Origin of the sequence: Nocardioides houyundeii (assembly GCF_002865585.1) — a bacterium.
Lineage (GTDB): Bacteria > Actinomycetota > Actinomycetes > Propionibacteriales > Nocardioidaceae > Nocardioides > Nocardioides houyundeii.
Genome location: NZ_CP025581.1, coordinates 3051746 through 3068511 on the forward strand (window position 1 = coordinate 3051746; position 16766 = coordinate 3068511).

The 16766-nt window shown below is 70.7% G+C and carries 20 protein-coding genes; 10 read left to right on the forward strand and 10 right to left on the reverse strand.

The window, feature by feature from the left end; all coding sequences use genetic code 11:
- Positions 1-10: 10 nt before the first annotated feature.
- The 6 genes from secD to miaA form a co-directional block, all read right to left on the reverse strand.
- Positions 11-2281, reverse strand: a complete 2271-nt coding sequence (gene secD, locus C0R66_RS14590) for a protein translocase subunit SecD (RefSeq protein ID WP_101525322.1) — start codon at positions 2279-2281, stop codon at positions 11-13.
- A 112-nt stretch (positions 2282-2393) separates the two neighbouring features.
- Complete coding sequence (hflX, locus tag C0R66_RS14595) at positions 2394-3902, reverse strand: GTPase HflX (protein ID WP_101525323.1); 1509 nt, start codon at positions 3900-3902, stop codon at positions 2394-2396.
- Positions 3903-3991: 89 nt separating this feature from the next.
- A complete protein-coding gene (locus tag C0R66_RS14600) occupies positions 3992-4768 on the reverse strand; it encodes an SDR family NAD(P)-dependent oxidoreductase (protein ID WP_101526271.1) in 777 nt (258 codons plus the stop codon).
- A 22-nt stretch (positions 4769-4790) separates the two neighbouring features.
- Positions 4791-5600 (reverse strand): diaminopimelate epimerase, encoded by an 810-nt coding sequence (dapF, locus tag C0R66_RS14605; RefSeq protein WP_101525324.1) that lies wholly within the window; start codon positions 5598-5600, stop codon positions 4791-4793.
- Positions 5597-6145, reverse strand: a complete 549-nt coding sequence (locus tag C0R66_RS14610) for a dihydrofolate reductase family protein (protein ID WP_101526272.1) — start codon at positions 6143-6145, stop codon at positions 5597-5599. Before C0R66_RS14610 ends, dapF begins: the two co-directional genes overlap by 4 nt.
- Before the next feature lie 200 nt (positions 6146-6345).
- Entirely contained in the window at positions 6346-7263 is a 918-nt protein-coding gene (miaA, locus tag C0R66_RS14615) for a tRNA (adenosine(37)-N6)-dimethylallyltransferase MiaA (protein ID WP_101525325.1), read from the reverse strand.
- Between the two features lie 63 nt (positions 7264-7326).
- On the opposite strand from miaA, the gene C0R66_RS18750 reads away from it, so the two are divergent.
- The 4 genes from C0R66_RS18750 to C0R66_RS14630 are packed head-to-tail and all read left to right on the forward strand — an operon-like array spanning position 7327 to position 8579.
- On the forward strand, positions 7327-7491 hold the full coding sequence (locus C0R66_RS18750) for a hypothetical protein (protein WP_158648059.1): 165 nt from the start codon (positions 7327-7329) through the stop codon (positions 7489-7491).
- Positions 7488-7967 carry an NUDIX hydrolase gene (locus tag C0R66_RS14620; protein WP_240311558.1) on the forward strand — a complete coding sequence of 160 codons (480 nt, stop codon included), beginning with the start codon at positions 7488-7490 and terminating at the stop codon, positions 7965-7967. The genes C0R66_RS18750 and C0R66_RS14620 overlap by 4 nt, the downstream gene beginning before the upstream one ends.
- Positions 7964-8215 (forward strand): hypothetical protein, encoded by a 252-nt coding sequence (locus C0R66_RS14625; protein WP_101525326.1) that lies wholly within the window; start codon positions 7964-7966, stop codon positions 8213-8215. The genes C0R66_RS14620 and C0R66_RS14625 overlap by 4 nt, the downstream gene beginning before the upstream one ends.
- A 7-nt stretch (positions 8216-8222) precedes the next feature.
- Positions 8223-8579 (forward strand): hypothetical protein, encoded by a 357-nt coding sequence (locus C0R66_RS14630; protein WP_101525327.1) that lies wholly within the window; start codon positions 8223-8225, stop codon positions 8577-8579.
- Positions 8580-8583: 4 nt separating this feature from the next.
- On the opposite strand, the gene miaB is transcribed toward C0R66_RS14630, so the two are convergent.
- Positions 8584-10068 carry a tRNA (N6-isopentenyl adenosine(37)-C2)-methylthiotransferase MiaB gene (gene miaB / locus C0R66_RS14635; RefSeq protein ID WP_101525328.1) on the reverse strand — a complete coding sequence of 495 codons (1485 nt, stop codon included), beginning with the start codon at positions 10066-10068 and terminating at the stop codon, positions 8584-8586.
- A 109-nt stretch (positions 10069-10177) separates the two neighbouring features.
- Here miaB and C0R66_RS14640 point away from each other — a divergent pair, with 109 nt between their 5' ends.
- From C0R66_RS14640 to C0R66_RS14655, 4 genes are all read left to right on the forward strand, one after another.
- Positions 10178-10951 (forward strand): amino acid ABC transporter ATP-binding protein, encoded by a 774-nt coding sequence (locus C0R66_RS14640; RefSeq protein ID WP_101525329.1) that lies wholly within the window; start codon positions 10178-10180, stop codon positions 10949-10951.
- Positions 10952-10979: 28 nt separating this feature from the next.
- Positions 10980-11864 (forward strand): glutamate ABC transporter substrate-binding protein, encoded by an 885-nt coding sequence (locus tag C0R66_RS14645; RefSeq protein ID WP_101525330.1) that lies wholly within the window; start codon positions 10980-10982, stop codon positions 11862-11864.
- Between the two features lie 102 nt (positions 11865-11966).
- On the forward strand, positions 11967-12656 hold the full coding sequence (locus tag C0R66_RS14650) for an amino acid ABC transporter permease (protein WP_101525331.1): 690 nt from the start codon (positions 11967-11969) through the stop codon (positions 12654-12656).
- Positions 12653-13510 carry an amino acid ABC transporter permease gene (locus tag C0R66_RS14655; protein ID WP_101525332.1) on the forward strand — a complete coding sequence of 286 codons (858 nt, stop codon included), beginning with the start codon at positions 12653-12655 and terminating at the stop codon, positions 13508-13510. Before C0R66_RS14650 ends, C0R66_RS14655 begins: the two co-directional genes overlap by 4 nt.
- 3 nt (positions 13511-13513) lie before the next feature.
- On the opposite strand, the gene C0R66_RS14660 is transcribed toward C0R66_RS14655, so the two are convergent.
- Complete coding sequence (locus tag C0R66_RS14660; RefSeq protein WP_101525333.1) at positions 13514-14374, reverse strand: aldo/keto reductase; 861 nt, start codon at positions 14372-14374, stop codon at positions 13514-13516.
- A gap of 38 nt (positions 14375-14412) precedes the next feature.
- On the opposite strand from C0R66_RS14660, the gene C0R66_RS14665 reads away from it, so the two are divergent.
- A complete protein-coding gene (locus tag C0R66_RS14665; protein WP_101525334.1) occupies positions 14413-15057 on the forward strand; it encodes a TetR/AcrR family transcriptional regulator in 645 nt (214 codons plus the stop codon).
- Here C0R66_RS14665 and C0R66_RS14670 read toward each other — a convergent pair.
- Positions 15054-15440, reverse strand: a complete 387-nt coding sequence (locus tag C0R66_RS14670) for a VOC family protein (protein WP_101525335.1) — start codon at positions 15438-15440, stop codon at positions 15054-15056. The genes C0R66_RS14665 and C0R66_RS14670 overlap by 4 nt on opposite strands.
- Positions 15437-16216 carry a methyltransferase domain-containing protein gene (locus C0R66_RS14675; RefSeq protein WP_101525336.1) on the reverse strand — a complete coding sequence of 260 codons (780 nt, stop codon included), beginning with the start codon at positions 16214-16216 and terminating at the stop codon, positions 15437-15439. Before C0R66_RS14675 ends, C0R66_RS14670 begins: the two co-directional genes overlap by 4 nt.
- A gap of 64 nt (positions 16217-16280) precedes the next feature.
- Between C0R66_RS14675 and C0R66_RS14680 the strand changes: the two genes are divergently transcribed.
- A complete protein-coding gene (locus C0R66_RS14680; protein WP_101526274.1) occupies positions 16281-16766 on the forward strand; it encodes a MarR family winged helix-turn-helix transcriptional regulator in 486 nt (161 codons plus the stop codon).

Sequence of the window (16766 nt, forward strand, 5' to 3'; positions counted from 1 at the left end):
TGCCGACAGCTCAGATGACGGCGCCGGAGTCGTCGGGCGCGCGCTCGACGCGCACCTTCTTCTCCTTGGTCATCGGCCACTTCTCCTGCAGGTAGGTGACCATCGGGGTGGCGGTGAAGACCGAGCTGTAGGTACCGACGATCAGACCGACCAGCAGGGCGATGGCGAAGTCCTGCAGGGAGTCGCCGCCGATCAGCGCCAGGGCACCGAGGATGAACATCGTGCCCAGACCGGTGTTCACCGTGCGCGGCAGCGTCTCGAGGGCAGCCTTGTTGGCCAGGTCGGTGAACAGCTCTCCGGGCTTGGACGACTGCCAGCGCTCGCGCACCCGGTCGAACACGACCACGGTGTCGTTGACGGAGAGACCGATGATGGTCATCGCGGCCGCCAGGAAGATGCCGTCGATGGGCTTGCCCAGCCAGGCGAAGAGGCCCACCACGATGACGACGTCGTGGAACATCGCGGCCACCGCGGCCAGGCCGAAGGTCCACTTGAACCGGAACGCCAGGTAGGCCAGCTGGGCCAGGAACGCCACGCCGAAGGCGATCAGCGCCTTGTTGCGCAGCTCGTCACCCAGCGAGGCCCCGATCACCTCGTCGCGCTCCAGGGTCGCCCCGCCGCCGGCCTCGTCGATCGCCGCGGCGACGTCCTTGGCCTCGGCGTCGGTCAGCTCGCCGGTGCGGACGCTGATCTTGTCCTCGTCGGCCAGCTGGACCGTGGCGGTGCGGAAGCCGGCGTCCTCCACGGCGTCCCGCGCCTGGTCGGCGGTGAGCGTCTTGGTGGTGGAGTACTCCAGGACCCGGCCACCGGTGAACTCCACCCCGAGGTTGAGCCCCTGGATGAAGATGCCGGCCAGGGCGACCACCATCACGACACCCGAGATCCCCAGCCACAGGGCCCGGCGGATCATGAGGTTGGGGTTCTTCTCCTCCAGCCACTTGCGCACTCGACCGATGTCGCCGATGCCGGTGAACTTGGGGTGGCGGGCCACCCACTTGTTGCTCACCCCCAGCTCGGTGAGCACGCGGGCGATGATCAGCGCGGAGATCATCGACGCCACGACACCGATGGTCAGGGTGACACCGAAGCCCTTGATCGGCCCGGAGCCGAGGAAGAACAGCAGGCCCGCCGCGAGCAGCGTGGTGACGTTGGAGTCGATGATCGCGCTCCACGCCTTGTTGAAGCCGACCATGAGGGCGCGGCGCAGCCCCGCCGAGGGTTGGTCCTCGTACTCCTCCCGGGCTCTCTCGAAGACCAGCACGTTCGCGTCGATCGCCATCCCGATGGCCAGCACGAAACCGGCCAGACCAGGAAGTGTCAGCGTCGAGCCCAGCCCCACCAGCATGGCGTAGGCGAGCAGCGCGTACGAGGTGAGCGCGATGGTGGCCAGGAAGCCCACGAAGCGGTAGACGGCGATGATGAAGAGCCCGGTCAGGATGAGCCCGACGATCCCGGCCTTCCAGGAGGCCTCGATGGCAGCGTCGCCCAGGGTCGGGCCGACGGTGCGGCGCTCGATGATCTCGACCGGCAGCGGCAGCGCGCCGCCCTCGATCAGGATGGCGAGGTTCTTGGCCTCCTCCAGGGAGAAGCCGCCCTCGATCTGGGTGGCGTTGGAGATGGATGAGCCACAGGGCACGGTGACCTGCGGTGAGGTGATGACCTCACCGTCGAGGACGATCGCGATGCGCTTCTGGTCGCCCGTGGCGCAGGCGGCTGCGGCCGAGAGCTTCTCGAAGGCCTTCGAGCCCTTGCTGGAGAAGTCGACGTCGACGACCCACTGGGTCGAGTTCTGCGGCTGGGTGGCGTCGGCGCCGGTGATGTCGTTGCCCTCCAGCACGGCCGGACCGAGCTCGAGGATGTCGCCCTGGTCGCTGGGCGCCACGATGTCGCCCTTCTTGCTGGGCTTGACGTCCGCGCTGGCGAGGCCGCCGGCGACGACGGCGTGCACCGTGAGCTGGGCCGTGCGACCGATGGTCTCCACCGCCTGGTCGGGGTCCTGCACGTCGGGCAGCTCGATGAGGATCCGGTTGTCGCCGGAGCGGACCAGGGTCGGCTCCGAGACGCCCAGGGCGTCGACCCGGCCGCGCAGGATCTCCACCGCCTGGTCGGTGTTCTCGGCGTTGGCCTTGACCCCCGACGGCGAGTCCGAGGTCTGCAGCGTCAGCGAGGTCCCTCCGCTCAGGTCCAGGCCGAGGCGGGGCTCCTTGTTGAGGGCGAGCGCCGCACAGCCGGCCAGCAGACCGAGGACGAGAAGGAAGCGGATCCAGGCACCACGTGACATGCGACGCATCTTTCCTCAGGCGGCAACGCCGCCCCCAATCGGGGGGCGACCTCAGGGACCAACGACTCGGGCCGCCTCATGGTTCCGCCTCGTCCCGCCGAGCCTCACCGGCTCACTGCGCGTAGGCATCCAGCTCGCCGGCGAGGTCCGGGTGCGCACGGCCGTGGATCAGGGTGCCGTGCTCGGTGTGCTCCAGGGAGTCGATCTCGCCGTGCTGGTGCAGCTGGTTGAGCAGGTCGCCACGTCCGTAGGGCAGCAGCACCGTGAAGTCCACCTCGGGTCGGGGCAGCTCGTGCTCGATGACCTTCAGCGCGTCCTCGATGCCCTCCCCCGTGCGGGCGGAGACCACGACGCTGTGCGGCTCGCGCTGACGAAGGCGCGCGATCACCATCGGGTCCGCGGCGTCGGCCTTGTTGATCAGCACCAGCTCGGGCACGTCGCCGGCGTCGATCTCGGCGAACACCGAGCGGACCGCCGCCAGCTGCCCCTCGGGGTCGGGGTGGGAGCCGTCGACCACGTGCAGGATCAGGTCGGAGTCGGCCACCTCCTCCAGCGTCGAGCGGAACGCCTCGACCAGCTGGTGGGGCAGGTGCCGGACGAAGCCGACGGTGTCGCTCATCGTGTAGACGCGGCCGTCCGCGGTCGTCGTACGACGGGTGGTGGGGTCGAGGGTGGCGAACAGCGAGTCGTCGACCAGCACCCCGGCGTCGGTGAGCCGGTTGAGCAGGGAGGACTTGCCGGCGTTGGTGTAGCCGGCGATCGTGACGCTCGGGATCTGGTTGCGCTGACGCTGGGCCCGCTTGTTGTCGCGGGTGCCCTTCATCGCCTTGAGCTCGCGGCGGAGCTTGGCGATGCGGTCGTTGATCCGACGACGATCGGTCTCGATCTTGGTCTCACCGGGGCCACGGCCACCGATGCCCTCACCGCCGGAGACCCGGCCACCGGCCTGGCGGGACAGGTTGCCGCCCCAGCCGCGCAGGCGCTGCTTCATGTAGCTCAGCTGGGCGAGCTCGACCTGGGCCTGGCCCTCGCGGGACTTGGCGTGCTGGGCGAAGATGTCGAGGATCAGCGCGGTCCGGTCGACGACCTTGACCTTGAGCCGATCCTCGAGGTTCCTGAGCTGGCTGGGCGCCAGCTCGCCGTCGCAGATGACGGTGTCGGCGCCGGACGCGGCCACGATCTCGCGCAGCCCGTCGACCTTGCCGCGCCCGATGTACGTCGCCGGGTCGGGGCGCTGGCGGCGCTGGTAGATGGCGTCGAGGACCTCCGAGCCGGCGGTCTCCGCGAGCAGCGCGAGCTCGGCCATCGAGTTCTCGGCGTCCGCGATCGTGCCCTCGGTCCACACTCCGACCAGCACCACCCGCTCCAGGCGGAGCTGGCGGTACTCGACCTCGGAGATGTCCTCGAGCTCTGTGGACAGCCCGGCGACGCGCTTGAGCGCGTGCCGCTCGACCAGGTCCTGCTGACCGCCGGTCAGCTCCTCGGGGTCCGGGTCGTCGGGGCTCACCACGGTGTAGCCCGACTCGAAGTCGTCGTCCTCGGCCGGAGCTGCGGAGTCGCCGTCCCACGTCTTGGTGGCGTCCAGCTCGTCGGCGAGGGAGAAGTCGCGTGCGTTCGTCATATGCCCTTCAGGGTAGGTCGGCGTCGCGGCTGATGCGACTCGTTAATCGACGTACCCAGAACACCGGTGGCTCACCCGTTAGTCCCGTGCTACTTGGGCGGCATCCGGATGCCGCCGTCGACGCGGACCGTCTCGCCGTTCAGGTAGGAGTTGGTCACGCACTCGACGACCATGCTGGCCAGCTCGTCGGGGACGCCGAGTCGCTTGGGGAAGAGCACCGACTCGCCCAGCTTGGCCTTGAACGCCTCCGCCGGCTCGCCCTCGCCGTAGATGGGGGTGTCGATCAGCCCGGGGGCGATGGTGTTGACCCGGACGCCGATCGCGGAGAGGTCGCGGGCCACCGGGAGGGTCATCCCGACGACGCCGCCCTTGGAGGAGGAGTACGCCGCCTGGCCGATCTGGCCGTCGAAGGCCGCCGCGGAGGCCAGGTTGACGATGGCACCCCGCTCGCCGTCGGCCAGCGGCTCGGTGCGGCCCATCGCGGTGGCGGCCAGCCGGATCGCGTCGAAGGTGCCGATCAGGTTGATCTCGATGACGCGACGGTAGGCGTCCAGGTCGTGCGCGGACCCGAACTCGCCGTCGCGACCCACGGTGCGCTGGGCCCAGCCGATGCCGGCGGAGTTGACCAGCACCCGCAGCGGACCAAGCTCGGCGGCCCGCAGCACGGCGGCCTGGAGCTGCGCGGTGTCGGTCACGTCGACGTGCACGAAGACGCCGCCGATCTCGTCGGCCAGCGCCTGCCCGCCGTCGTCCTTGAGGTCGGCCATCACCACCCGGGCGCCCTTGGCGGCGAGCTGACGGCAGACCGCGGCCCCAATGCCCGACGACCCACCCGTGACCAGTGCTGAGGCTCCAGAGATGTCCATGGAGGGCAGCATAGGAGGATTGCTAGAGGTCGGTCTCGCCCCTGGCCACCAGGACCGCCGGACCGGTCAGCAGCACCCGGTCGTCCTCGGTCCAGGTGACGTGCAGCGTGCCGCCCGGCACGTCCACGGCGTACGTCGTGCCGCGCGGGGCGCCGTCCCGGAGGGCGGAGGCGACCATCGCCGCGCAGGCGCCGGTGCCGCAGCTGCGGGTCTCCCCCGAGCCGCGCTCGTGCACCCGCATCGCGATGTGGGACCCGGCGAAGCCGACCACGAACTCCACGTTGACGCCCTGGGGGTAGACCGCCTCGTCGTGCGTGGGCGGGACCAGCAGCGGGCCGGCGTCGGTCAGGTCGTCGACGAGGGCCACGGCGTGCGGGTTGCCCATGTCGACGTGCACCGCGGTCCAGGACCGGTCGCCGACCGAGACCTGGGACTCCCCCAGCACCTCCGGCGAGCCCATGTCGACGGTGATCAGGTCGCCGTCGACGGTGACCACCTTGATCCCGGCCCGGGTGGCGATGCGGATGGGGTCGGTGGGGTCCGCCAGACCCTCCTCGACCAGGTGCCGGGCGAAGACCCGGACCCCGTTGCCGCACATCTCGCTCAGCGACCCGTCGGAGTTGCGGTAGTCCATGAACCACTCGCCGTCGCTGGGGTTGATGGCGTGGGTGCGCAGCACCCGCAGCACCCCGTCGGCGCCGAGGCCGGCGCGGCGGTCGCACAGCGCGCGCACCCGTTCCGGGCTGAGGTCACCGTGCACGGTGCCCTCGTGGTCGGGCAGCAGCACGAAGTCGTTCTCGGTGCCGTGGCCCTTCAGGAACGGATACGTCACGGGGTGAGTGTCGCACTGTTCAGCACGCTCCAGCGAGCGACGGCGAAGTCGCGGTTGCGCTCGACCTGCTCCAGCCTCAGCTCCAGGCGGCGCGGCAGCAGCGGTGCGCCACCGCCGAGGGCGACCGGCGCGTACTGCACCCACAGCTCGTCGACCAGCCCGAGGTCGGCGAACTGGCCGACCAGCTCACCCCCGCCGACCAGCCACACGTCCCGGCCCTCGGCCGCGGCCACGGCCTCGGCGTGCACCTCACGCAGGGCCGCCTCGTCGTCGGCGCTGGTGAAGGTGATCCCGTCGAGGAGGTCGAACGCCCGGTGGCTCAGCACGAAGGTCCGGGCCTCCCCCAGCGCACCCACCTCGTCGTGGTCCAGCAGCCACTGCCAGGTGGTGGCCCCCATGACGCTGGCCCCGATCCGGGGCTGGAGGGCCTCGAAGCCCATCGGGCCGGTCGGGTCCACGTCCCGGGTCAGCAGCCAGGACAACGAGTTCCCCGGATCGGCGATGAAGCCGTCGACGGAGGAGGCGGTGTAGAAGATGGTGGCCACGCGAGCCACTGTGGCACAGCGCGGGCCCCTGTGCAGTTCACGAAGTTCGCCGCCCGCGCCCTTCCCAGCACCGGTTACCTCTTAGTAAGTTTCCAGCCAGTAAGCCCGTGTCGACCAGTCGGTCCCGGTCTTGCGCCCTGGTCCTGGGGAGGGAAATTGAGGGGCGGCCCATGGGGCCGCCCCTCTTTTCGTGCCGCCGGTCAGAGCGCGGCGACCAGCTCCAGGGCACGGTCCACCCGCGCCGGGTCGTCGAACCTGACCCAGGAGACGCGGGGGTCCTTGCGGAACCAGCCGTCCTGCCGCCGGGCGAACCGCCGGGTGGCGAACACGGTCCGCTCCTGGGCGGTCTCGAGGTCGATCTCGCCGCGCAGGTACGCCGCTACCTCGCGGTAGCCGATCGCCACCGAGGCGGTCTGCCCCTGGGCGAGACCCTGGGCCTGGAGCCGCTCCACCTCGGCCACGAACCCCTCGGCGAACATCTGGGCCACCCGCTGGGCGATCCGCTGGTCCAGGGTGGGGCGGTCGATGTCCACGCCGATCTGCACGGTCCGGGGGTCGACGTACTCCAGGGTGGGCAGGGAGGCGCTGTAGGGACGGCCGGTGAGCGCGATGACCTCCAGGGCGCGGACCACGCGACGACCGTTCTCCACCTCCATCTTGGCGCCGGCGGTCGGGTCCAGCTCGCTCAGCCGGCGGTGCAGCGCCGCGGAGCCCAGCTCCTCCAGCTCGGCGTTCAGGGCCTCGCGCACGACCGGGTCGGTGCCGGGGAACTCGAACCGGTCCAGGACCGCGCGGGTGTAGAGCGCCGAGCCGCCGACCAGCACCGGGGTCCGGCCCCGTCCCCGGATCTGGGCGATCGCGGTGCGCGCCAACGTCTGGAAGCGGGCCACGTTGGCCGGCTCGGTGACCTCCATCAGGTCCAGCAGGTGGTGCGGGATGCCGCGGCGCTCGGATTCCCGAAGCTTGGCGGTGCCCACGTCCATGCCCCGATAGACCTGCATCGCGTCGGTGTTGACCACCTCGCCGTCGAGGCGCTCGGCCAGGTCCAGGGAGAGCCCCGTCTTGCCCGCCGCGGTGGCCCCCACCACGGCGACGATGGGCGGGGCGTCGGACGGCATGGGGCTAGTGTTCCAAAGCACCGATCCCGCACGACGACCGCACACCGAGGAGTGGAGAGACCAATGGGAATCCCCGACGACGCCGAGGACCAGGTCGCCGACGCGGCCGAGCAGCCCGACGAGGCCGTGCCCGGCACCGACGACGACCTCCCCGCGTCCCGCAGCCAGGGCCAGCAGGGTCTCACCCAGTCCGGTCCGCCCAGCGACCCCAGCGCTCCCACGGGGTGAGCGCGACCATCCCCGAGCGCTTCGTGGTCGTCCCCGCCTCCTACGTCTTCCTGTGCCGGAGCGGCGAGCGCGGCGACGAGGTGCTCCTGCAGCTGCGCCGCAACACCGGCTACATGGACGACCACTGGGCCGCCGCGGCGGCCGGGCACGTGGAGCGTGGCGAGACGGCGTACGGAGCGGCGCGCCGGGAGGCCGCCGAGGAGCTCGGCATCGAGGTCGCGGACCTGCACTTCGAGTTCACCATGCACCGCACCGCCCGCGACCTGCCCATCGACGAGCGGGTGGACTTCTTCTTCACCGCCCGTGACTGGGCAGGCGAGCCCCGGATCATGGAGCAGGACAAGTGCGCGGAGCTGCGGTGGTGCGCCCTGGACGACCTCCCCGAGCCGGTGGTGCCCCACGAACGTGTGGCGCTGGCCAATTTGGGCACTGGGGAGAAGTACCTCGCCATCGGATTCGAGCAGGAGCAGAGATGACCGACCCCGACCTGGGCCCAATCCCGACCCCCACCACCGAGGACCCGGACCTCTATCCGGGGGGCGTCGACGCGGTCGAGCCCACCGGCCCGGACCCGCTGCCGCACGACCTGGACCCCCAGCACAACGCGGGGCTGCGCGACAAGGCGCCCGACGAGATCTCCGAGCCCGACGCGGAGAAGGAGCAGGCGCCCAGCGACGGCGCCGTCTCCGGCGAGACCGAAACCCCCGACGAGCCCCCGGCCTGAGGACGAGATGACCGAGCAGCGCAAGACCGGAGTGCCCGACCCCGACGTCAGCGAGTCGCTGCGGGCCTCGAACCCCAACGCCTCGGGCGAGGAAGGGCTCGCCGGCGAGATGGGCATCAGCAGTGAGCGGGTGGGCACCGCCGGCCCGGGACAGGTCTCCACCGACGGCGTCCGCGACGCCTCGCCCAACCCGCCCGAGCCCGACCCGGGCCCCGAGCAGTCCGCGGGCGGGCACGAGGAGAACCCGGCCGAGATGGGCCGCAAGTCCGACTACCCGAGCGCGGACCCGCGCTCGTCCGGCGAGGAGCCGGAGACCGGCGACCCGGGCCTGCGCCAGGGGCGGCCCCGCGCCGACGACGCCTGAGCGCTCAGCCGCACACCGGTGCCGGCGGCAGCGCCGCCGGCACCCCCACCGTCGGCATCCCCAGCCCGACGCCGCTCGGCGCGGGCGGGGCCGCGGTGCGGGCCTGCCAGGCGTCGCCGGAACGGGTACGCCGCACGGCCAGCACCGGACCGTCGGCGATCAGGTGGTGCGGCGCGGCGTGACTGATCCGCACCGTGGCCATGTCGCCGGGCCGTACGCCGTCCACCCCGGGGAGCCGGGAGAAGTCCGGCTCGAAGTGCACCAGGCGGTTGTCGGCGCCGCGACCCGAGAGCCGTCGGGTCGCGGTGTCCTTGCGGCCCTCCCCCTCGGAGACCATCAGCTCCACCTCGTTGCCCAGGAGCAGCTTCGACTCCTCCCAGGCGATCTCGTTGACCACCGCGACCAGCCGGTCGTAGCGGTCGGAGATGACCGCCGGGTCGACCTGCTCGGCCATGGTCGCCGCAGGAGTGCCCGGACGCGGGGAGTAGATGAAGGTGTAGGCACCGGAGAAGCGGGCGGCCCGGACCACGTCGAGGGTGGCCTGGAAGTCCTCCTCGGTCTCGCCGGGGAAGCCGACGATGATGTCGGTGGTGATCGCCGCGTCCGGCATCGCCGCGCGCACCCGGGAGATGATCCCGAGGAACTTGGACTGGCGGTAGGACCGGCGCATCGCCTTGAGGATCCGGTCGGAGCCGGACTGCAGCGGCATGTGCAGCTGGTGCACCACGTTGGGGGTCGTGGCCATCGCCTCGATGACGTCGTCGGTGAACTCCGCCGGGTGGGGCGAGGTGAACCGGACCCGTTCCAGGCCCTCGATCTCACCGCAGGCCCGCAGCAGCTTGGAGAACGCCTGCCGGTCCCCGAACTCCACGCCGTAGGCGTTGACGTTCTGGCCCAGCAGCGTGACCTCGCTGACCCCCTCGGCGACCAGGGCGCGGATCTCGGCGAGGACGTCGCCGGGCCGGCGGTCGGTCTCCTTGCCGCGCAGCGAGGGCACGATGCAGAAGGTGCAGGTGTTGTTGCAGCCGACCGAGACCGACACCCAGGCGGCGTACGCCGACTCGCGCTTGGTGGGCAGCGTCGAGGGGAAGACCGAGAGCGACTCCAGGATCTCCACCTGGGCCTCCTCGGCGACCCGGGCGCGCTCCAGCAGCACCGGCAGCGAGCCGATGTTGTGGGTGCCGAAGACGACGTCCACGTAGGGCGCCTTCTCCACGATGGTGGCGCGGTCCTTCTGGGCCAGGCAGCCGCCCACCGCGATCTGCATCCCCGGGTGCTGGGCCTTGACCGGCACCAGCTGGCTGAGGTTGCCGTAGAGCTTGTTGTCGGCGTTCTCGCGGACCGCGCAGGTGTTGAACACCACGACGTCGGCCTGCTGGCCCTCGGGTGCGGCGGCGTACCCCGCGTCCTCCAGCAGCCCGCTGAGGCGCTCGGAGTCGTGGACGTTCATCTGGCACCCGTGGGTGCGTACTTCATACGTGCGAGTCATGGCCGCACCAGCCTACGGCGCGCGGGCTGCTGGTCACGAGTCGGCAAAGATTGGCCTCAGGGCCCCTCGCAGATGGCCCATTTGTGTCACGGGGGGCTAGGTTCCCCCCATGGCAGTGGTGGACGAGAAGGCGGCCGAGACGCGTCCCGACGGGCTGGTCGTGCTGCAGGGCGTCGACAAGCACTTCGGGCAGCTGCACGCCCTCAAGGACGTGAACCTGGCAATCAAGCGTGGCGAGGTGGTCGTCATCATCGGGCCTTCCGGCTCGGGGAAGTCGACGCTGTGCCGCACGATCAATCGGCTCGAGACCATCGACTCCGGCCACATCTGGCTCGACGGCGAGCCGCTGCCGGCCGAGGGGAAGGCCCTGGCCAACCTGCGCGCCGAGGTCGGCATGGTCTTCCAGTCCTTCAACCTCTTCGCGCACAAGACGATCCTGGAGAACGTCACGCTGGGCCCGATCAAGGTGCGCAAGAAGTCGAAGGCCGAGGCCGAGAAGCGGGCGATGGAGCTGCTCGAGCGCGTCGGCGTCGCGCATCAGGCGCAGAAGTACCCCGCCCAGCTCTCCGGCGGCCAGCAGCAGCGCGTGGCGATCGCCCGTGCCCTGGCCATGGACCCGAAGGTGATGCTCTTCGACGAGCCCACCTCCGCGCTCGACCCGGAGATGATCAAGGAGGTCCTCGACGTCATGGTCGACCTCGCCAAGCAGGGCATGACGATGGTCGTGGTCACCCACGAGATGGGCTTCGCGCGCACGGCGGGCGACCGGGTGGTCTTCATGGCCGACGGCGCCATCGTGGAGGAGAACACCCCCGAGGAGTTCTTCACCAACCCTGCCTCGGACCGCGCCAAGGACTTCCTCGGCAAGATCCTCAAGCACTGAACCGGCTCAACGAACAAAGGGAGTACAGATGCGATTCACCAGGAGCAAGGCACTCGTCGTGACGGTGGGCCTGGCCCTCAGTCTGGCGGCGTGCGGCGACGCCGGTAGCGACGACACCGAGACGACCGACGTCGACGTCGCGGAGAACGCGGCCGACAAGTTCGAGGACGGCACCGCGATGAAGGAGCTGGCCGAGGACGGCTCCATCACCATCGGCGTGAAGTTCGACCAGCCCGGCATCGGCTTCAAGGGCGCCACCGACGACGCGCCCAAGGGCTTCGACCCGGAGATCGGCAAGATCCTCGCCGCCGACCTGGGCATCCCCGCCGACAAGATCAAGTGGAAGGAGACGATCTCGGCCAACCGCGAGCCGTTCCTCCAGGAGGGTGAGGTCGACCTGGTCATCGCCTCCTACTCCATCACCGACGAGCGGCGCGCGATCGTCGGCCAGGCCGGCCCGTACTACGTCACCGGTCAGCAGCTCCTGGTGCGCTCCGACAGCGACATCGAGTCCATCGAGGACATCAAGGGCCTCGACGTCTGCTCGGTCACCGGCTCCACGTCGCTGGACAACGTCAAGGCCGAGGGCGCCAAGCCGCGCGGCTTCGACACCTACTCCGAGTGCGTGGACCAGGTCCTCGACGGCACCGTCGACGCCATGACCACCGACGGCGCCATCCTGCTCGGCTACGCCGCCGAGAACCCCGATGAGCTGAAGGTCGTCGTCGACCCGTTCTCCGAGGAGCGCTACGGCGTGGGCTACAGCCCGGACCGTCCCGAGATGTGCCAGTGGATCACCGACACGCTCGAGAAGGCGGAGGATGACGGCGCCTGGGACGAGGCGTTCGAGGCCACGCTGGGCCAGTCCGGGGTCGAGACCCCCGACGCACCGGCCCTGGACGAGTGCGCGTGACCCTGACGTAGCCACGTCTGACCCCGCACGACTGACACCGGTGCCGGCGGGCGTCCACCACCCGGACGCCCGTCGGCACCACCCAGGAAGGAGCCACCGCGCATGGATGCGGTCTTCTCGAACTTCGACGAGGTGCTCAAGGCCTTCGGCCTGACGCTCGGGCTGTTCGTCGTCTCCGGCATCGGCTCCCTCATCTGGGGCACCGTGCTGGCCGTCTTCCGGGTCGGCCCGGTGTCGGTGCTCAACAAGGTGGCGGCCTGCTACGTCACCCTGTTCCGCAACACCCCGCTCCTGATGATCTTCATCTTCATGGCGATCGCGATGCCCAGGCTGGGCTACACCTTCAACTTCATCGAGGACGTATCGATCGGCGGGTGGCAGGTCTCGGGCTTCTTCTTCCGCTCCTGCCTGGCCCTGACCCTCTACACCTCGGCCTTCGTCTGCGAGGCGATCCGCTCCGGCGTCAACGCCGTGGACCTGGGCCAGGCGGAGGCGAGCCGCGCGATCGGCCTGACGTTCAACCAGTCCATGCGTCTGGTGGTGCTGCCCCAGGCCCTGCGCGCCGTCGTCCCGCCGCTGACCAGCGTCCAGGTGGCCCTGGCCAAGAACACCTCGGTCGCGGCCGCGTTCGGCATCGCCGAGGCGACCGCCACCATGCGAGGGCTGGTCAACCAGAACGGCGACCAGCTCTACGGGATCTTCATCGCCTTCGCGATCGGCTACATCATCATCGTCGAGGCCATCTCGTTCTCCTCCTACGCGATCGAGCGAAGGCTCAAGGTGGCCCGATGAGCGCCTCAGTCCTCTTCGACGCCCCGGGTCCCAGGGCACGTGCCCGGCAGCGGATCTACTCGGTGCTCAGCGCGCTCGCGGTGGTCGCCGTGCTCGCCTTCGCCGTGTGGCGGCTCTACGACCGCGGCCAGCTCGAGTACTCCCTGTGGGAGCCCTTCCTCACCCCCGACTACATCCGCTACATCCTGGTCGACGGCCTCGTCAAGACCCTGCAGATGGCCTTCTTCTCGATCATCTTCGCCGTCGTCTTCGGCTTGGTCTTCGGCGTCGGCAAGCTCTCGGACCGTCGGTTCATCCGCTGGGTGTCCTGGCTGGTGGTGGAGTTCTTCCGCGCCGTGCCGGTGCTGCTGCTGATGGTCTTCCTGTTCTTCCTGCTCTCCATCGGCGACAAGCCCCTGAGCCCGTTCTGGTGCGTGGTCATCGCACTGACCCTCTACAACGGCTCCGTCCTCGCCGAGGTCTTCCGCGCGGGCGTCAACGCCGTTCCGACCGGCCAGTCGGAGGCGGCGTACGCCATCGGGATGCGCAAGACCCAGGTGATGGTGACCGTGCTGCTCCCCCAGGCGGTCAAGATCATGCTGCCCACGATCATCAGCCAGATGGTGGTGGCGCTCAAGGACACCAGCCTCGGCTACTACATCACCGCGCCCGGCCTGACGGCCGTCGGCAAGCCGATCTACCTGGAGTTCAAGAACCAGGTGCCCGTCGCCATCGTGATCACCGCGATCTACATCGCGGTCAACCTGCTCCTCACCCTGATCGCGATCAAGGTCCAGAAGCGGCTGGTGGGCGAGAAGGAGATGCTGCAGGTCTCGATGGTCGGGACCGGGCCTGACGAGTCCAAGACGATCTGATCCTCAGCCGGCCAGCGCCTCGAGGTCGAAGACGTCGAGGGTGAGCTGCAGGGCCTCCACCGAGGCCCGGATCGACTCGGGCCGGCTGGCTCCGGGGATCGGGACCACGCACTCGGCCTGGGCGAGCTCCCAGGCCAGTGCCACCTGCTGCGGGGTGGCGTCGTGCTTGCGCGCCACCTCGGCGAAGGCGGCGTGCTGCCGGCCGAGCTCCCCGGCATGGCTGATGCCGCCCAGCGGGCTCCAGGGCAGGAACGCCAGGCCGAGCTCGGCGCACAGCTCCAGCTCGGGCAGCGAGGACCGGAAGCTCGGGGAGAACTGGTTCTGCACCGAGACCAGGGCGTCGCCCAGGATGCCGTTGGCGAGCCGGATCTGGCCGGGATCGGCGTTGGACAGGCCCACCCGGGCCACCTTGCCCGCGTCCACCAGGTCCCGGAAGGCACCGATCGTCTCGGCGTAGTCCACGGCCGGGTCCGGGCGGTGGTGCTGGTAGAGCGCGATCTGTTCCACGCCGAGGCGCTCCAGCGAGCCCTCGACCGCCTCGCGGATCCACTCCGGGCGTCCGTCGACGGGCCAGTCGCTGCCCTCGCGCCGGAGCCCGCCCTTCGTGGCCACCAGCACGCCGCTGGCGTCCCCGTCCCAGGAGGCCAACGCGTCCGCGACCAGCCGCTCGTTGTGGCCCAGCCCCGTGCCGTCGGGGGCATAGCAGTCGGCGGTGTCGATCAGCGTCACCCCCGCGTCCAGCGCCGCGTGGATGGTGGCCCTGGCTCGGCTCGTCGCCTCCTCCCCGCCGGTCGACATGGGCATCGCTCCCAGGCCGATCGCGCTGACGGTCCGGTTGCCGAGGCTTCGCTGCGCAAGAGTCATGCCCCGAGCCTAGGACCCGGGCCCCGTAGGCTCCCGCCATGACCTCGAAGAAACCGCGTGGCCGGATGACCGGTGCCGAGCGCCGGGAGCAGCTGATCGTCGTGGCCAGGGGGCTCTTCGCCGAGCGCGGGTTCGACGGGACCGCGATCGAGGAGGTCGCTGCCCACGCGGGGGTCTCCAAGCCGGTGGTCTACGAGCACTTCGGCGGCAAGGAGGGGCTGTACGCCGTGGTGGTCGACCGCGAGGTCACCCAGCTGCTCTCCATGATGCGGGCCGCGCTGTCGGCCGGCGGCAGCTCGCACCAGCTCCTCGAGGACGCCGTCTGCGCGCTGCTCGACTACATCGAGACCAGCCCCGACGGGTTCCGGATCCTGGTGCGGGACTCCCCCATCGGCGCCTCCAACGCGACGTACCAGACGTTGATCGGGGACATCGCCACCCGCGTCGAGGGCCTCCTCGGCGAGCGTTTCCGTGAGCAGAAGCTGGACCCCCGCAACGCCCCGATGTATGCCCAGATGCTGGTCGGCATGATCGGTGCCGTCGGTCAGTGGTGGCTGGGCGAGCGCAAGCCCGCCAAGGCGGTCGTCGCAGCCCACCTGGTCAACCTCGCCTGGAACGGCCTGTCCGGCATGGACGCGAAGCCGACCCTGGGCCGGGCGGCCGAGGACGAGGTCCCGGCCTAGCGGGTCGCGAGCAGCTCGACGCGGTTCCCGTGGCCGTCGAAGGTGTGCAGCCGGACGTGACCGGGGAAGGTGTCCCGCTCGGCGCGGTCCACCTCGAACCCGAGCCGGGCCAGCCGATCCCCGGCCGCCTCCAGCGCCTCGACGGAGTCCAGCAGCAGGGCGGGGTGGGCCTTGCGAGCGGGCTGGAAGGGCGTCTCCACGCCGACGTGCACCTCCGCCGCGGCTCCTCCGGAGCCGTCGAGGGCTCGGAACCAGGCGCCGCCCCGGGAGCGCAGCGGCTCCGGCTTCTCGACCTCGGTCAACCCCAGCCCCTCTCCCCAGAACCTGCGGGCGTCCGCCTCGCCGCCTGCCGGACAGGCGACCTGGACGTGGTGCAGCCTCATGCCGGCACCTGCGCGACCACGAAGACGCGCCGGAACGGCATGACCACGCCGTGCCCGGTCTCCGGGTAGGCCTCGCGCAGCCGGGCCTTCAGCTCGGCGACGAACGCCGGGCGCAGGTCGTCCGGCAGCGCCTCCAGGGTGGGTCGGGTACCGGTCGCCGAGACCCACTCGAAGACCGGGTCCGGACCGGTCAGCACGTGCAGGTACGTCGTCTCCCAGGCGTCCACGGTGCACCCCAGGGCGGAGAGCTCACGCAGGTAGGTGGCGGCGTCGTGCGCGTGGGGCACCGCCACCCCCGCGGTGTGCTCGACGTACGGCGGCTGGGCGGCGAGGTCGCTGCGCAGCGTGTGGCTGGGCTCGGAGAAGTTGCCCGGGACCTGCCACGCCAGCCAGCCGCCGGGCGCCACGGCCCCGACCAGGGCGGGGACCAGGGCCAGGTGGTCCGGGACCCACTGCAGCGTCGCGTTCGAGACGAGCACGTCGACGGGTTCCCCGGCCGCGGCGAGCCAGCTGCGCAGGTCCGCGACCTCCCAGTCGATCGACTCCGGGACCGCCTCGCGTGCCCGCCGGATCATCTCCTCGCTGGAGTCGACGCCGCGGATCGCCGCGTCCGGCCACCGGTGGGTCAGCAGCCGGGTCAGGTTGCCGGGCCCGCAGCCCAGGTCGACCACGCTGGCCGGTGACCGGGCCGCCACCCGGGCGAGCAGGTCCACGAAGGGCCGGCCGCGCTCGTCGGCGTACTCGAGGTAGAGGTCGGGGTCCCAGGAGAAGGTCATCTGCCCACCTTGGGCCGCAAATGTCTTGATGTCAAGATTCTCGATGTGCCGCTAGGGTGTGTCCATGCGAGACGAGGTCGACGAGCTGGTGGAGGCATGGGCGCGCGAGCGTCCCGACCTCGACCTGACCCCGGTCGAGGTCTTCAGCCGGATCAGCCGGCTCGCCCGGCACCTCGACCTGGCCCGCAAGCACGCCTTCACCGCGCACGAGATCGAGGTCTGGGAGTTCGACGTGCTGGCCGCCCTGCGCCGGGCCGGCGACCCCTACGAGCTGTCCCCGGGACGGCTGCTGCGCGAGACCCTGGTGACCAGCGGCACCATGACCAACCGGGTGGACCGACTGGCCGCCCGGGGGTTCGTGGAGCGGCTGCCCGACCCGAGGGACCGACGCGGGGTGCTGGTGCGCCTCTCCCCCGCCGGCAAGGTCACCGTCGACGGGGCGTTCGAGGCGCTGCTGGCAGCGGAGGCCGAGCTGGTGGGCGACCTCACCGACGACGGCCGCGACCAGCTCGCCGGCCTGCTGCGCAGCCTGCTCAAGCCCTTCAGCTGA

What these genes read in the sequence shown, in the direction of transcription:
- secD (WP_101525322.1), bottom strand. Translation starts at nt 2,281, where the DNA reads ATGTCACGTGGTGCCTGGATCCGCTTCCTTCTCGTCCTCGGTCTGCTG.
- hflX (WP_101525323.1), bottom strand. Translation starts at nt 3,902, where the DNA reads ATGACGAACGCACGCGACTTCTCCCTCGCCGACGAGCTGGACGCCACC.
- C0R66_RS14600 (WP_101526271.1), bottom strand. Translation starts at nt 4,768, where the DNA reads ATGGACATCTCTGGAGCCTCAGCACTGGTCACGGGTGGGTCGTCGGGC.
- miaA (WP_101525325.1), bottom strand. Translation starts at nt 7,263, where the DNA reads ATGCCGTCCGACGCCCCGCCCATCGTCGCCGTGGTGGGGGCCACCGCG.
- C0R66_RS18750 (WP_158648059.1), top strand. Translation starts at nt 7,327, where the DNA reads ATGGGAATCCCCGACGACGCCGAGGACCAGGTCGCCGACGCGGCCGAG.
- C0R66_RS14625 (WP_101525326.1), top strand. Translation starts at nt 7,964, where the DNA reads ATGACCGACCCCGACCTGGGCCCAATCCCGACCCCCACCACCGAGGAC.
- C0R66_RS14630 (WP_101525327.1), top strand. Translation starts at nt 8,223, where the DNA reads ATGACCGAGCAGCGCAAGACCGGAGTGCCCGACCCCGACGTCAGCGAG.
- miaB (WP_101525328.1), bottom strand. Translation starts at nt 10,068, where the DNA reads ATGACTCGCACGTATGAAGTACGCACCCACGGGTGCCAGATGAACGTC.
- C0R66_RS14640 (WP_101525329.1), top strand. Translation starts at nt 10,178, where the DNA reads ATGGCAGTGGTGGACGAGAAGGCGGCCGAGACGCGTCCCGACGGGCTG.
- C0R66_RS14645 (WP_101525330.1), top strand. Translation starts at nt 10,980, where the DNA reads ATGCGATTCACCAGGAGCAAGGCACTCGTCGTGACGGTGGGCCTGGCC.
- C0R66_RS14650 (WP_101525331.1), top strand. Translation starts at nt 11,967, where the DNA reads ATGGATGCGGTCTTCTCGAACTTCGACGAGGTGCTCAAGGCCTTCGGC.
- C0R66_RS14655 (WP_101525332.1), top strand. Translation starts at nt 12,653, where the DNA reads ATGAGCGCCTCAGTCCTCTTCGACGCCCCGGGTCCCAGGGCACGTGCC.
- C0R66_RS14660 (WP_101525333.1), bottom strand. Translation starts at nt 14,374, where the DNA reads ATGACTCTTGCGCAGCGAAGCCTCGGCAACCGGACCGTCAGCGCGATC.
- C0R66_RS14665 (WP_101525334.1), top strand. Translation starts at nt 14,413, where the DNA reads ATGACCTCGAAGAAACCGCGTGGCCGGATGACCGGTGCCGAGCGCCGG.
- C0R66_RS14670 (WP_101525335.1), bottom strand. Translation starts at nt 15,440, where the DNA reads ATGAGGCTGCACCACGTCCAGGTCGCCTGTCCGGCAGGCGGCGAGGCG.
- C0R66_RS14675 (WP_101525336.1), bottom strand. Translation starts at nt 16,216, where the DNA reads ATGACCTTCTCCTGGGACCCCGACCTCTACCTCGAGTACGCCGACGAG.
- C0R66_RS14680 (WP_101526274.1), top strand. Translation starts at nt 16,281, where the DNA reads ATGCGAGACGAGGTCGACGAGCTGGTGGAGGCATGGGCGCGCGAGCGT.